Annotated in this window: 15 protein-coding genes; 10 read left to right on the forward strand and 5 right to left on the reverse strand. The window is 58.3% G+C overall.

Annotated elements, in window-relative coordinates; all coding sequences use genetic code 11:
• Positions 1 to 312: 312 nt before the first annotated feature.
• Positions 313 to 1,536, reverse strand: a complete 1,224-nt coding sequence (locus tag RGM3321_RS01550; RefSeq protein WP_244391277.1) for a CaiB/BaiF CoA-transferase family protein — start codon at positions 1,534 to 1,536, stop codon at positions 313 to 315.
• A 9-nt stretch (positions 1,537 to 1,545) separates the two neighbouring features.
• The gene (locus tag RGM3321_RS01555) at positions 1,546 to 2,727 is read right to left on the reverse strand and encodes an acyl-CoA dehydrogenase (RefSeq protein ID WP_058402184.1); all 1,182 of its coding nucleotides are present in this window, start codon (positions 2,725 to 2,727) and stop codon (positions 1,546 to 1,548) included.
• A 155-nt stretch (positions 2,728 to 2,882) separates the two neighbouring features.
• Between RGM3321_RS01555 and RGM3321_RS01560 the strand changes: the two genes are divergently transcribed.
• The 10 genes from RGM3321_RS01560 (at position 2,883) to RGM3321_RS01605 (ending at position 12,668) form a co-directional block, all read left to right on the forward strand.
• The gene (locus tag RGM3321_RS01560; protein ID WP_244391260.1) at positions 2,883 to 3,791 is read left to right on the forward strand and encodes a LysR family transcriptional regulator; all 909 of its coding nucleotides are present in this window, start codon (positions 2,883 to 2,885) and stop codon (positions 3,789 to 3,791) included.
• Between the two features lie 420 nt (positions 3,792 to 4,211).
• A complete protein-coding gene (locus RGM3321_RS01565) occupies positions 4,212 to 5,333 on the forward strand; it encodes a Re/Si-specific NAD(P)(+) transhydrogenase subunit alpha (protein WP_244391261.1) in 1,122 nt (373 codons plus the stop codon).
• A gap of 10 nt (positions 5,334 to 5,343) precedes the next feature.
• Positions 5,344 to 5,667 carry an NAD(P) transhydrogenase subunit alpha gene (locus tag RGM3321_RS01570; protein ID WP_002555867.1) on the forward strand — a complete coding sequence of 108 codons (324 nt, stop codon included), beginning with the start codon at positions 5,344 to 5,346 and terminating at the stop codon, positions 5,665 to 5,667.
• Positions 5,664 to 7,118, forward strand: coding sequence for an NAD(P)(+) transhydrogenase (Re/Si-specific) subunit beta (locus RGM3321_RS01575; protein WP_244391262.1), 1,455 nt, complete (start codon positions 5,664 to 5,666; stop codon positions 7,116 to 7,118). The genes RGM3321_RS01570 and RGM3321_RS01575 overlap by 4 nt, the downstream gene beginning before the upstream one ends.
• A gap of 180 nt (positions 7,119 to 7,298) precedes the next feature.
• Complete coding sequence (locus RGM3321_RS01580) at positions 7,299 to 8,792, forward strand: acetyl-CoA hydrolase/transferase family protein (RefSeq protein ID WP_057402845.1); 1,494 nt, start codon at positions 7,299 to 7,301, stop codon at positions 8,790 to 8,792.
• A 320-nt stretch (positions 8,793 to 9,112) separates the two neighbouring features.
• Positions 9,113 to 9,328 carry a DUF1127 domain-containing protein gene (locus RGM3321_RS01585; protein WP_002555870.1) on the forward strand — a complete coding sequence of 72 codons (216 nt, stop codon included), beginning with the start codon at positions 9,113 to 9,115 and terminating at the stop codon, positions 9,326 to 9,328.
• Between the two features lie 313 nt (positions 9,329 to 9,641).
• A complete protein-coding gene (locus tag RGM3321_RS01590) occupies positions 9,642 to 9,959 on the forward strand; it encodes a DUF2388 domain-containing protein (RefSeq protein WP_003340363.1) in 318 nt (105 codons plus the stop codon).
• An 86-nt stretch (positions 9,960 to 10,045) separates the two neighbouring features.
• Positions 10,046 to 10,351, forward strand: coding sequence for a DUF2388 domain-containing protein (locus RGM3321_RS01595; RefSeq protein WP_003401226.1), 306 nt, complete (start codon positions 10,046 to 10,048; stop codon positions 10,349 to 10,351).
• Positions 10,352 to 10,389: 38 nt separating this feature from the next.
• Positions 10,390 to 10,710 (forward strand): DUF2388 domain-containing protein, encoded by a 321-nt coding sequence (locus RGM3321_RS01600; RefSeq protein ID WP_003316115.1) that lies wholly within the window; start codon positions 10,390 to 10,392, stop codon positions 10,708 to 10,710.
• Positions 10,707 to 12,668: a DUF4105 domain-containing protein gene (locus RGM3321_RS01605; protein WP_244391263.1), complete on the forward strand. Its 1,962-nt coding sequence runs from the start codon at positions 10,707 to 10,709 to the stop codon at positions 12,666 to 12,668. Before RGM3321_RS01600 ends, RGM3321_RS01605 begins: the two co-directional genes overlap by 4 nt.
• Here RGM3321_RS01605 and RGM3321_RS01610 read toward each other — a convergent pair whose 3' ends face one another.
• From RGM3321_RS01610 to RGM3321_RS01620, 3 genes are all read right to left on the reverse strand, one after another.
• Positions 12,669 to 13,046, reverse strand: a complete 378-nt coding sequence (locus tag RGM3321_RS01610) for a hypothetical protein (RefSeq protein WP_058402178.1) — start codon at positions 13,044 to 13,046, stop codon at positions 12,669 to 12,671.
• 167 nt (positions 13,047 to 13,213) lie between these two features.
• Positions 13,214 to 13,657, reverse strand: coding sequence for a hypothetical protein (locus RGM3321_RS01615; RefSeq protein ID WP_002555876.1), 444 nt, complete (start codon positions 13,655 to 13,657; stop codon positions 13,214 to 13,216).
• Positions 13,658 to 13,907: 250 nt separating this feature from the next.
• Positions 13,908 to 14,183: an HU family DNA-binding protein gene (locus tag RGM3321_RS01620; protein ID WP_002555877.1), complete on the reverse strand. Its 276-nt coding sequence runs from the start codon at positions 14,181 to 14,183 to the stop codon at positions 13,908 to 13,910.
• Between the last annotated feature and the right edge of the window lie 155 nt (positions 14,184 to 14,338).

Here is a 14,338-nt window from a genome sequence, read left to right on the forward strand (position 1 = left end):
GCTTCGATCAACTCTGCAGTTGCTCATCAGCGGGAGGCGAATTCTACAGCGTTACAACCGCGTGTCAAACTCTTTTTTCTCACCGCTGTCGATCACTGCTGACTCGACCTGCTTCCTCGCTGACTCTCCACTCAAAACCCTTGTAAACCATTGATCTACAAGGCTTTTTCGTTTCCGTCTGCGCCGGAAGTGGGGCGAATTATAGACAGATCACAGAGGGCGTCAACCGTTAATTTCAAAATCGCCGAAATTAACCGTTAAGGCCCTATAGCTATATAGAAAAGCCCTTCGCAAACGCTTTCTTCTATATAGCTACACGACCCCTGACTTGCGCAGCAAGGCAACCGCTTCACCCTCAAGCCCCAATAGCTCTTGAAGCACTTGCGCCGTGTGCTCGCCCAACAAAGGAGGCGCCCTTCGATATTCGACTGGCGTTTCCGATAGCCTTATCGGGCTGGCGACCTGCGGAACGCGCCCGCCCAGCGCGTGCGGCATCTCTATAGCGAGCCCGCGCGCCATAACCTGTGGATCCGCAAACACTTGAGCAAGGTCATTGACCGGGCCGCACGGCACGCCAGCAGCCTCAAGTTCGTCAACCCACTGGGTGGTGGTCTTGAACACGGTAGCCTGGCGAATCAACGGAATCAGTTCGGCACGATGAGCCACGCGCAGCTTGTTGGTCAGGAAGCGCGAATCATCAGCCCACTGTGGCTGCCCAGCCACTTCGGCAAACCTTCTGAACTGGCTGTCATTCCCCACAGTAAGGATCAGGTCGCCATCGGCGGTAGGAAAAGCCTGATACGGCACTATATTGGGATGAGCATTACCCAAGCGCCTGGGCGCCACGCCCGTGGTCAGGTAGTTCATGGCCTGATTGGCCAGACACGCCACCTGCACGTCGAGCAGCGCCATATCAATGTATTGCCCTGTATTGCTTTGATCGCGATGAGCCAGGGCGGCGAGAATGGCCGTTGTCGAATACAGACCTGTAAGGATGTCGGTCAGCGCAACGCCAACCTTCACCGGGCCCGCGCCTTCCTCCCCCTCCGACAGACCGCTAAGACTCATCAGGCCGCCAAGTGCCTGAATCATGAAGTCGTAACCCGGACGCGTCGCATACGGCCCGCTCTGACCGAAACCGGTAATGGAGCAATAGATCAGGCGAGGATTAACAGCCTTGAGCGATTCGTAATCCAGCCCATAAGACGCCAACCCACCGACCTTGAAGTTCTCGATGACAATATCCGACTTCGTCGCCAGCTCCCGTACCAGCTTCTGCCCTTCCGGCCGCGTGAAGTCGATGGTGATTGACTGCTTGTTGCGATTGGCCGACAGGTAGTAAGCCGCCTCGGTGGTGTTCTGACCGGCCGCATCCCGAAGAAACGGCGGCCCCCACGAACGAGTGTCATCGCCACATCCCGGTCGCTCGACCTTGATGACGTCAGCTCCCAGGTCAGCAAGGATCTGCCCAGCCCAAGGCCCGGCCAGGACCCTCGACAAGTCGAGCACCCGGATATGTGAAAGCGCCCCCATGATCAGCCCTCCTTAATAGAAGGCCTGAATGCCGGTCTGCGCACGCCCCAGAATCAACGCATGCACATCGTGCGTACCTTCGTAGGTATTCACCACTTCCAGATTGACCAGGTGCCTGGCAATGCCGAACTCGTCCGAGATACCGTTACCGCCCAGCATGTCGCGAGCCATGCGCGCGATATCCAGCGACTTGCCGCAGGAATTGCGCTTCATGATCGAGGTAATCTCCACGGCAGCCGTACCTTCGTCCTTCATGCGCCCCAGACGCAGGCAGCCTTGCAGCGCCAGAGTGATTTCAGTCTGCATGTCCGCCAGCTTTTTCTGGATCAGCTGATTGGCCGCCAGCGGACGCCCAAACTGTTGCCGGTCGAGGGTGTATTGCCGCGCGGTGTGCCAGCAGAACTCCGCTGCACCCAGCGCGCCCCAGGAGATACCGTAGCGCGCAGAATTGAGACAGGTGAACGGACCTTTCAGACCGCGCACATCCGGGAAGATGTTTTCTTCAGGCACGAACACGTTATCCATGACGATCTCGCCAGTAATCGACGCACGCAAACCGACCTTGCCATGAATAGCCGGGGCGCTCAGACCTGCCCAGCCTTTTTCGAGAACGAAACCGCGGATATCGCCGGCATCGTCCTTGGCCCACACCACAAACACATCCGCGATCGGGCTATTGGTGATCCACATCTTGCTGCCACTCAAGCGATAACCACCCTCGACACTTCGGGCACGAGTGATCATCGCCCCAGGGTCTGAACCATGGTTGGGCTCGGTCAGGCCGAAACAGCCAATCCATTCGCCCGAGGCCAGCCTGGGCAGGTATTTTTCTTTCTGGGCCTGCGTACCGAATTCATTGATTGGCACCATGACCAGCGAGGACTGCACACTCATCATTGATCGGTAGCCTGAATCGATACGCTCGACTTCACGGGCGATCAGCCCGTAACAGACATAATTCAGGCCGCTGCCGCCAAACGCTTCCGGAATCGTTGCTCCCAGCAAGCCCACTTCGCCCATCTCTCGAAAGATGGCCGGGTCGGTTTTCTCGTGACGGAACGCTTCCAGCACGCGCGGGGCCAGCTTGCTCTGGGCGAACTGCTCGGCAGTGTCGCGAACCATGCGCTCTTCTTCAGTGAGCTGTTGATCCAGCAGCAATGGGTCGATCCAGTTAAAACTTGCTTTACCGCTCATGCCTGCTCCTCACGTTCAGCTGAAAAATCCTGTAATGATCCTAGTACCGACGTCCCCCGGCGACAAACGAGGTTTTATCAACCTATTGTGCTAATTTCTCACTCCAAGAGCCTCTTCAGGCCCGCATAACAAAAAGACCAGTGAGAAGAAAGGATATGAGACGCAAAATACCCAGCACCACTGCACTGGTAAGTTTCGAAGCTGCCGCCCGACACGAAAGCTTTACCAAGGCCGCTCATGAGCTGTCCCTGACACAAGGCGCGGTGTGCCGACAGATTGGCGGGCTTGAGGAGTTCCTCGGCGTTGAGCTGTTCCGGCGCTCTCGAAGGGGTGTAAAGCTCACGGAAGCCGGGCTTTCCTATAGTCGTCGCATTGCCCAGCAACTGGACGCGGTCGAGCGCGACACCCTGTCGGTCATGGGCCAACAAGGTGCCAACGCCATCGAACTCGCCGTGGTGCCGACGTTTGGCACTCAATGGCTGCTGCCGCGCTTGAAAGACTTCCAGCACAAGCACCCCGATGTCACGGTTCACCTGACCAACCGCACGCGCCCCTTTCTGTTTGCTGACACCGACTTCGATGCTGCTATCTATTTCGGCGACGCCGACTGGTCCGGCACCCAGTCGCATCGGCTGATGGGTGAAAACTCCATGCCGGTCTGCAGCCCCTCCTTCCTGAACGGGCGAGACCGTCTGCAAGCAAGCGAGCTCGCCGAGCTGCCACTGCTTCAACAAACCACGCGCCCCTATGCGTGGCGGCAATGGTTCAACGCGCAGGGCATGGATGTGGCCCGCGACATGACAGGCCCTCGCTATGAGCTGTTTTCGATGCTTGCGCAGGCAGCCATGCACGACATGGGTGTGGCAATGATCCCGCCCTTCCTTATCCAGCGCGAACTGCATGAAAAGCGCCTGGTGATCGCCAACGCCTGTTCGCTGTCCGGCAGCAAGGCCTATCACCTGATGATTCCCGAGCGCAAAGTGGAGTCGGCGTCACTCAGCGCATTTCGCGACTGGCTGGTCGCTCAGGCCCGGGATTACCAGCTCCCTCAGGACCAGGCCTGAGCAGCACTTCAGGTAGTAAGCAGTAGTCGACACCTACAGATATAAGCTTATGTCGCTTTGCAACAACTTTTCGCTCGCCGCAAAAAACGACTTAACGCCTAACAATTACAGGGTCTTTTGCCTGATTTGGCTAAAGCGCGAGATTTTCGAGCAAAAAATATTAATCACCTTTTTTTGTGCGGAATAGCGCCAAAACCCATACAGGCAAAGGCCTGCATTCAACCACTGCGACAATAGGTCACAGTGTGACTTGTAGTTCATCTATAGTTTCGTTACAGAATGTATTGAAGCCCGCAAACTTCACCTGCAAAATGCCCCGCCCCTGCTGGAAAGGGGCGTGCTGCCTGGCCATGCCAGATGCACCAGCCGTAGTGCACCGGCCTACACACGAACGATAAAAAATCGCGCAGGAGATTTGTCGTGCACATTGGTGTTCCTCTCGAAACGCAAGCGGGCGAAACCCGGGTAGCTGCTACCCCGGAAACTATCAAAAAGCTGATCAGCCAAGGGCACAGGATTACCGTGCAGAGCGGCGCAGGCATTCAGGCCAGTGTTCCGGACAGCGCTTACGAAGCTGCAGGCGCTGTGATTGGTGGCGCGAACGAGGCGTATGCGGGCGAGTTGATCCTCAAGGTTGTAGCGCCCGACGACAATGAGCTGAGCCTGATCAAAAGTGGCTCGGTGGTCGTCGGCATGCTCAACCCCTTCAACAATGAACTCATCGGCAAGATGGCCGCACAGGGCATCACCGCGTTCGCCCTGGAAGCCGCGCCGCGCACTTCCCGCGCGCAGAGCCTTGATGTGCTGTCTTCGCAGGCCAATATCGCAGGCTATAAGGCCGTGCTGCTTGCCGCACATCACTACCCGCGCTTCATGCCCATGCTGATGACCGCCGCCGGCACCGTAAAAGCCGCACGGGTGCTGATCCTTGGCGCAGGCGTCGCGGGCCTGCAGGCCATCGCCACCGCCAAACGGCTGGGTGCCGTGGTTGAGGCCTCGGATGTGCGTCCGGCAGTGAAGGAGCAGATCGAGTCGCTGGGTGCCAAGTTCATTGATGTGCCCTACGAGACCGACGAAGAGCGTGAATGCGCCGAAGGCGTTGGCGGTTACGCCCGTCCGATGCCTGCCAGCTGGATGCAACGTCAGGCCGCAGCGGTTCACGAGCGGGCCAGGCTGGCGGACATCGTTATTACTACCGCTCTGATCCCCGGCCGCAAGGCACCAGTGCTGCTCAGCGCCGAAACCGTGGCGCAGATGAAGCCTGGCTCGGTGATAATCGACCTGGCCGCCGCACAAGGTGGCAATTGCCCACTAACTGTGGCGGATCAAGTCGTCGTCGAGCACGGTGTGACCATTGTCGGCCACACCAACCCGCCAGCGCTGGTCGCAGCCGATGCATCTGCGCTTTATGCGCGCAACCTGCTGGACTTCATGAAGCTGCTGTTCGACAAGGACGGCACATTCTCGATCAACCTCGAAGACGACATCGTCGCCGCATGCCTGATGTGCCGCGACGGGCAAGTCGTGCGCAAGAACGGCTGAGGACACACCAATGGAAGAGCTGATTTCCCCCGGCGTCTACAACCTGATCATTTTCGTACTGGCAATCTATGTCGGCTACCACGTGGTCTGGAACGTCACGCCCGCGCTGCATACGCCGCTCATGGCTGTTACCAATGCTATCTCCGCCATTGTCATCGTTGGTGCGATGCTGGCCGCCGCACTGACGGTGACGCCGCTGGGCAAAACCATGGGCACGCTGGCTGTCGCGCTGGCTGCGGTGAATGTGTTTGGTGGATTTCTGGTCACTCGGCGGATGCTGGAGATGTTCAGGAAAAAGGCCCCCAAGGCAAAGGATGAGGCGCCGAAGTCATGAGCATGAATCTGGTCACTCTGCTGTATCTGATCGCATCAATCTGCTTCATCCAGGCGCTTAAAGGCTTATCACACCCCACCACCTCACGCCGCGGCAATCTGTTCGGCATGCTTGGCATGGGCCTGGCGGTCATCACGACAATCGGGCTGGTGTTCAAATTGGCTGCTCTGTCTACCGCTGAAGGTACCAGTGCGGGCATTGGCTACATTGTGGTCGGCCTGTTGGTGGGCGGGACCGCTGGTTCGATCATGGCCAAGCGCGTCGAAATGACCAAAATGCCTGAGCTGGTCGCGTTCATGCACAGCATGATCGGCCTGGCAGCGGTATTCATCGCCATTGCCGCCGTAGTCGAGCCTCAGTCACTGGGCATCGTTGGTCATCTTGGCGATCCCATCCCCGCGGGCAATCGTCTGGAGCTGTTCCTCGGAGCAGCCATCGGCGCGATCACCTTTTCCGGTTCGGTAATCGCCTTTGGCAAATTGTCGGGCAAGTACAAATTCCGGCTGTTTCAAGGCGCACCAGTACAGTTTGCCGGGCAGCACAAACTCAACCTGGCGCTCGGCCTGGCCACACTGTTCTTTGGTCTGACCTTCATGTTCACCGGCAGCCTTACTGCCTTTGCGATCATGCTCGCGCTGGCGTTCGTGATCGGTGTGCTGTTGATCATCCCGATTGGCGGTGCCGACATGCCTGTAGTGGTCTCGATGCTCAACAGCTATTCAGGCTGGGCAGCAGCCGGCATCGGCTTTTCGCTGAACAACTCGATGCTGATCATTGCGGGCTCACTGGTAGGCTCCTCGGGCGCGATCCTTTCCTACATCATGTGCAAGGCGATGAACCGCTCGTTCTTCAATGTAATTGGCGGTGGCTTCGGCGGCGCAACGGATTCGGCAGGACCGGCTGGCAGCAAGGAAGCCCGCCCGGTGAAATCCGGCTCGGCAGACGACGCCACATTCCTGCTTACCAATGCCGACACCGTGATCATCGTGCCGGGTTACGGGCTGGCAGTCGCGCGCGCGCAGCATGCACTCAAGGAACTGACGGAGAAGCTGGTGCACCGTGGCGTCACGGTGAAGTACGCCATTCACCCGGTGGCCGGGCGCATGCCGGGGCACATGAACGTGCTGCTGGCCGAAGCCGAAGTGCCTTACGATCAGGTGTTCGAGATGGACGACATCAACTCCGAGTTCGGTCAGGCCGACGTGGTGCTGGTGCTCGGCGCCAACGACGTGGTCAACCCAGCCGCCAAGAACGATCCGAAATCACCCATTGCCGGGATGCCGATTCTGGAGGCATTCAAGGCCAAAACCATCATCGTCAACAAACGCTCGATGGCCAGCGGTTACGCAGGTCTGGATAACGAGCTGTTCTATCTGGATAAAACCATGATGGTGTTCGGAGATGCCAAAAAGGTGATCGAGGACATGGTGAAGGCCGTCGAAAACGCCTAGCCTGACCCTGCCTTATTGAAGCCCCGGCTCGCTTGGCGACCGGGGCTTTTTACATTCCGCGTAACAGTGTTTTGCGCTGAAAGCAGCCAATTAGAGCCCTCAAATGCGACCTTGGTAGCAGGACGAACCCCGTTCAACGCTCTAGACTTGTCGCTCGCTTCTATCTACGAGACAGAATCCATGTACCGTGACCGTATCCGCCTGCCCTCCCTGATGAGCAAGGTTATGAGCGCAGCCGACGCTGCCGCCTTGATTGAAGACGGCATGACCGTCGGCATGAGTGGCTTCACCCGCGCAGGCGAAGCCAAGGCCGTGCCCCATGCGCTGGCCGAGCGCGCCAAAGTGACACCGCTGAAAATCAGCCTGATGACCGGTGCCAGCCTGGGCAATGACCTGGACAAGCAACTGACCGAGTCCGGCGTGCTGTCCCGGCGCATGCCCTTTCAGGTCGACAGCACACTGCGCAAGGCGATCAACAACGGCACGGTGATGTTCATCGATCAGCATCTGTCCGATACCGTCGAGATGCTGCGCAATCGGCAGATCAAGGCGGTGGACCTGGCGGTGATCGAATGCGTTGCGATTACCGAGGAAGGCCATCTGGTGCTAAGCACCTCCGTCGGCAACTCGGCCAGCTTCGCGATTCTGGCCAAGCAGGTCATCGTGGAAATCAACCTGTCGCAGCCGCTGGAGCTGGAAGGTCTGCACGACATTTATATACCCAGCTACCGGCCGACGCGCCTGCCGATTCCGGTGCTGGAAGCAGACTCGCGCATCGGTAGCCACGCAGTGAAGATCGACCCGGCGAAGATCGTCGGTATTGTCATCAGCAACCAGCCAGATTCACCGTCCACCGTCACCCCACCTGACGCGGACACGCAGGCCATCGCCAATCATCTGGTGGAGTTCTTCAAGAAGGAAGTGCGCGAAGACCGGCTTACCGACAAGCTGATGCCACTGCAAGCGGGTATCGGCAACATCGCCAACGCCGTGATGCACGGCCTGCTGGCATCCCCCTTCACTGACCTGACCATGTACTCCGAGGTGCTGCAGGACTCGACATTCGATCTGTTCGACGCGGGCAAGCTGACCTTTGCTTCAGGCAGCTCCATGACATTGTCGGCGGCCAAACACGCGGAAGTCTTTGCCGACTTCAACCGCTACAAGTCCAGGCTGGTATTGCGCCCCCAGGAGATCTCCAATCACCCCGAGGTGATCCGCCGCCTGGGTATCATCGGCATCAACACTGCGCTGGAATTCGACCTGTACGGAAACGTGAACTCTACCCACGTGTGCGGGACGCGCATGATGAACGGCATTGGCGGCTCGGGGGATTTCTCGCGCAATGCGCACCTGGCGATATTCGTCACCAAGTCGATTGCCAAGGCCGGCGCGATTTCCAGCGTTGTGCCGATGGTCAGTCATGTCGACCACACCGAGCATGACGTCGATATTCTGGTCACCGAGCAGGGCCTGGCAGATCTGCGCGGCCTGGCCCCTCGCGAACGCGCGCGCGTCATCATCGACAACTGCGTACACCCGGATTACCGCGACGCACTGAACGCCTATTTCAATGCGGCTTGCGTGCTGGGCGGCCATACCCCGCACATACTGCGTGAAGCACTGAGTTGGCACATCAACCTGGAAGAAACCGGGCGCATGCTGCCAGGCTGAACAGGACAGTTGGAAGTGAACGAGACCTTTCCCGACTCACTTCCTGCTCGCACTCAACTGCTTCTTGAAAAACTGTACTGCTGTACCGGTCATAAAACTGCCTCAAATCGTCAAAATCACCATAATCGATCACAAAATGCACTCATGTGGTGCTGACCGGTACAGTTGCCCCATTTATGAACAAAACAGTGCCCGATCACAGTTAACTGAACCCTCACAATACAAGTGAACTGTGTCTATGGAAGCTGAACGCGTGCGAGGAAAATGGGCACCAGTCAAGCAACTCACTTATCCCGCCACAAGCGGAAGGAAGTCACACCATGGAACGTACAATCAGTTCCGATCTGTTCAGCGAAAGCACCGTTACCACTGCAAAAGCTTCTTTGCCTCTGCGCGTATTCGCCAACCTGATGCTCTGGCAGCGTCGCCTGTCCAGCCGCCATCAACTGGCTCGTCTGGATGCACGCCTGCTGGCTGACGCCGGTATCAGCGAATCCCAGCGTTACGAAGAGCTGAGCAAGCCGTTCTGGCGCTAAACATGCGCCCGCTGGTCCTTGATCTTTAGGTCTCCTGCCAGCACCCCGAATTGCTTCATACAAGACCCGTCTCAGGCAACTGAGGCGGGTTTTGTCGTTTCAGGGGGCGGATTAAGGGTACCTCGGCCAAACCAGTACAGATTTAACAAAATCAAAATACGGCAGGTACAGTCATCAAATATTGCAAACTGTGTAAGCCGAAGCCATCGACCGTCATGACAACTGCGGTATCGGTGGGATAGTCTAGCGCTCTACCTCAGCCCTTTGGCTTCGCAGGCAGTCTGTGCCCACTTGTCCACAACGGAACTCGATCATGTCTCTGCTACGTAACCTTGGCGCTGTCTTTCTGTTGACCGCCGCAGCCGGTGCAAACGCCTCCAGCTTCATTGTCACCACCGACGCAGTGGTCGATGCCGTCAATGCAGCGACGCGCGCGACCTCCAACGTTTCTTCTTCCCTGAAAGACGACAAGATCGTTCTTGCCGCCCGTGACGACGCCGCCAGCTTCGTGGCCAGCTCCGGCGACATCCGCAGTGCTCGACTCGAAGGCGCGCTGCAGCATATCCGCCAGGTCCTGCCTGAACTGCAAGCCAGCGACAGCCAACTGGCTCAAGCCATCCTGGCCATCTGACCGCTGCGCCCCGGCCATGTGCCGGGGTAGCTCTGGCCCGCGCATTGCGCTAGCCTTGGAGGCTGTTTTGCCGGTTCGTGAAAGTCATGCGTTTAGTGCACCTTCTGTATATCGCTCCCTTTGCCAGCCTGATGTACGTCAGTCAGGTTCAAGCGTTCGATACGACCACGCAAGGCCTGGTCAAGACCGGCTACGCCACCAGTCAGGTTTCGACAGGGCCGTTCGATAACAAACTGATCATGGCTGCCCGTGACGATGCTGCTGCATTCATCGCCAGCGGCGGAGAAATGCGCGGTGCCCGGCTTGAGTCAGCGCTGCACGCCCTGCGTCAGGCAGATGCAAAACTTCATGCCAGCGACCTTGAACTGGCGCAGGCAATCCTCGTCCAATAGCCACTTTCCCCTCTTCGCGTAACTGGAGACGTCACTACATGCGTACCCCGCTGATTGCTGCTTCCCTTGGCCTGCTCTTGCTGGCCGATTTTGCCCAGGCTCAGACTGTTGTGGCCACGAGCAACATCATCGTTCGTGCGTTCGGCCGTACCATCGATTTCACTTCCGACACCACCACATCGATCCGCGATTCCAAGGTCGTTCTCCAGGCCAAGGACGATGCTGCCAGCTACGTTGCTACCGGCGGTGATATCCACGGTGCCCAACTGGATGCTGCGTTCGACACGCTGCGTACCCGCGTGCCGGAAGCGCGCGGTGCAAGCGATCAGACCCTGGCTGAAGCAATCCTCGCATTGTGAGGCGGCTTCGCGCCTGGCTGCTTGCTGGCGCGCTGTCGCTGGTCGGTACGCATGCCTTTGCCAGCCTGAAGCTGGAACTGCACACCGACGGCCTCGATGCACCTAAACAGCAAGCCAGCCAGGCGCTGCTCGACGAAGCCCTGCATGCGTTGCCGCCCAGCTTCGTCGAAGCACTGGACCGCACCGTCGAGGTGAGCTGGTCCGCTGACATGCCGCAGAATGCATACGGTCAGGCTGCCGGTCCCTATCAGCTGTACCTCAACAGCCACCTGCTGGCGTCATTAACGGACGGCTCGGCAGCCACCGCCCAGACGGGCCGGCCACACGGCACGGTGCGTCGTGAGTTGCTCGCCACTGTCCTGCATGAGCTGACCCACGTCTACGACCGCGCCCGCCTGTGGTCGCCCAGCGAGCGAGCGGCGATTTTTCGCTGCACATCACGCAGCAGTTCGCTGGGCAAGGTCGGCCTGCCTGACAACTGCCGCGGCCAGACCGAGCGACGCTTCACCCTGAGTGACGATCCACGCCTGCTGGACCTGGCGGGCTGGCAGCAGTACGTCGGACGTCGCGGCGAACGCGAGGAACATAACGGCCAGGTTGCCCGCAGCCCGGATATCTACGAAACCACCAGCCCGCTGGAATTCGTGGCCGTGAACATGGAGTATTTCCTCCTCGACCCGGCCTACGCCTGTCGTCGCCCGGCGCTGTATGCGTATTACAAAGAGCGCTTTGGCTGGGCACCCGCAGCACGGGATGAATGCCCCACGTACTACCCTTATCTGAATGCCGGTAGCGACTTTGGCCGGGAGCCGCTGGGCAAGCTGGACCCTGAGCGGGTCTATGCGGTGGATTATCTGCTCGCCGAGGCGAATCAGAACTGGGCGAGCCGCTGGGGCCACAGCATGTTGCGCCTGGTGATCTGCAAACCCGGTCGTCCTCGCGGGCCGGACTGCCGCCTGGACCTTGACCAGCATCTGGTCCTGTCTTATCGGGCATTCGTGGGCGATGTACAGCTATCGAGCTGGGACGGCCTGATGGGTGCCTACCCGTCACGGCTGTTCGTCTTGCCGCTGGCGCAGGTTATCGATGAATACACCAAGACCGAACTGCGCAGCCTGGCCTCCGTGCCAATAAAGCTGTCGCGCCCGGAAATCGAAGGGCTGGTTCAGCACGCTGCCGAGATGCACTGGAGCTACGACGGCAACTACTACTTCCTCTCGAACAACTGCGCCGTTGAAAACCTCAAACTGCTGCGCGCCGGTACGCACAATCCCAAGCTCGTCGGCCTGGATAGCATTTTGCCCAACGGCCTGCTTGAAGTCCTCAAAGGCCGAGGGCTGGCCGATACCAGTGTGCTGGACGACCCCAGGGAAGCACTACGTCTGGGCTACCGGTTCGATTCCTACCGTGACCGCTATCAAGCCATGTTCGAGGTTTTGAAGAAGCAGCTGCCGATCAAGCAGAACACCGTGGAAGAATGGATGGCCCTGCCAGCCAGTGAGCGCAGTCAGTGGTTCGACAAAGCCGATCTGCGTACCAGCGCTGCGATTCTGCTGCTGGAGCAGGCCAGCCTGCGCAGACAACTGCTGTTGGCCCAGGACGAAGTGAAACAGAGCTATCTCGGTGCACGGGAATTGAAAGACGGCAAGGTCTCCAATGCCACCAGGACGCTACAGGAGATCCTCGCCAGCAGCGGCTTCCTCAGCCGGCCAGCCGAGCTGCTCGGCAGCAGCGGGTACGGTTTGCCACAGGCAGGTGAATGGCAGCGGCTTGAAGCAGAAAGCAGTCAACGCCAGAAGCAGCTCAAGCGTCTGACCGGCGATCTCGACAAGGAAGTGCGCGCCCTGCTGGAGCCCGAACGCGCCAAGGAAATTGCAGCCAACGAAGCCAACCTCAAACAGGTGTCCGAGCACCTTCGGGCGCTGCACAAGGCAGCAGGCGGGCTGCAACTGCCGTGATCAGGCGGCCTTCTTTTTCGGCTTGAGGTATTTGACCAGACCCTGGAACCAGATCACCAGGGCCGGGTTGCCCTTGATCTGAATGTCCTTGTCCTGAATACCCTTCATGAAGGCCAACTGCTTGTTCTTCGCCTGCAGGGTGGCAAAACCAAACGCGGCATCACGAAACGAGATGGCAAAGGCTGGCTCTGCAACCACACCGCTGGCACTGCGAATACGCTGATCGTGCACCACGAAGTGACGTGCGATTTTGCCATCTGCGGTCTGTAACTGGAATGTCAGGTCCTTGCCAGCCAACTGCTGCTGGAAGGCGGGGTTGTTGCGGCTGGCGCGGGCCATCAGCAGGCCCAGCATCCACAATAGAAAACGAAACTTCATGCTCGGCCTCTGTACGCACTGAATCCGGTGATCGGGATCGGCGTGGCAGTGTAGCGGTTTATTGGCCCAAAACCTGTAGGACAAGATGAATTTCGAGGGAGATCGGTACAAAATACTTGTTGAACGCGAGGATGCTGCTTCGCGTGGGAAGCAGCATCACGACAGCATTAACGAATGCTGTTGATGTTGCCTTTGCTACCGGTGACCTTCACATCGACCTTCTTGAAGATGAAGTAATCCTTGATGCTGACTTCGTAACGCGGTGCCACGATCAGATCGGCACCAGAAGATTTGACCGCCTTGTAAGCCGCTGCAGCCTTGGTCGTCGATACCGGATCAGGCAGCGCCAGACCCAGGCCGCCACCGCCACTTGCACCACCGTATGTCACGCCATCGGCGAACTGGTTATCGCCACCGAAACTCAGGAAATTGAACAACACATTGGTGGACGACTCGCCGCTGATGGTACCGCCTACCTTGACGTCTGCCTTAAGGTCGGTTTTGACCGTGCCTTCCAGCGGTGCGCTTGGCTGGCTGACGTTGTAGCTCACACAGCCGCTGGTAGCGGCGATCAGAGTTGCAACAGCAGCAAACTTCCATAGCTTTTTCATTCGAGATTTCCCAAGAGTAATTGAAGGGGTGCATCAGGGGCGGGACTCTAAGGGAATCAGCAATAAGAAAAAGTCAGGCAAAGCCGGGGTTTGAGAAGGCATTCATACGAAATTGAGTAGGACAATTCTCACTGAGCGTTTCTACGAATCATCGTCGGCACAAACGACACAAACAAAAAGCGGGCACCCAGTCTGATTGGTATGCCCGCCTGTGAGTTGCCCGCCTCCCGCCGAGGCGCACAACAGGGTGTCAAGGGTTGACGCTGTCTTTCAGGGCTTTCCCCGGTTTGAAGGCAACTGTGTTGCTTGCCTTGATTTTAACCGGCTCCCCGGTTTGTGGGTTCTTGCCGGTCCGGGCACCGCGATGGCGTTGCAGAAAAGTACCGAAGCCTACCAGCGTGACACTGTCCTTGCGGTGCAGTGCGCCAGTAATCTCTTCAAGGATGGCATTGAGAACACGATTGGATTGTTCTTTGGTGAGATCCGCCTTTTCAGCAATGGCGGCTGCAACTTCTGGTTTACGCATATGAAGCCTCTTTTACGGTTTTTTGTTTTTATGTCCCGCGCCGCTTTGTAAAAAACGGCAACAAGGCGCCGCGACGGCTCTACGTAGCGGCAGACAAGACCGAGGATGGCATGCCGAACCGACCCGCGCCAGTGCGCAGGCGGGGTTTATTGGCA

This window comes from Pseudomonas sp. RGM 3321 (genome assembly GCF_022836805.1).
Lineage (GTDB): Bacteria > Pseudomonadota > Gammaproteobacteria > Pseudomonadales > Pseudomonadaceae > Aquipseudomonas.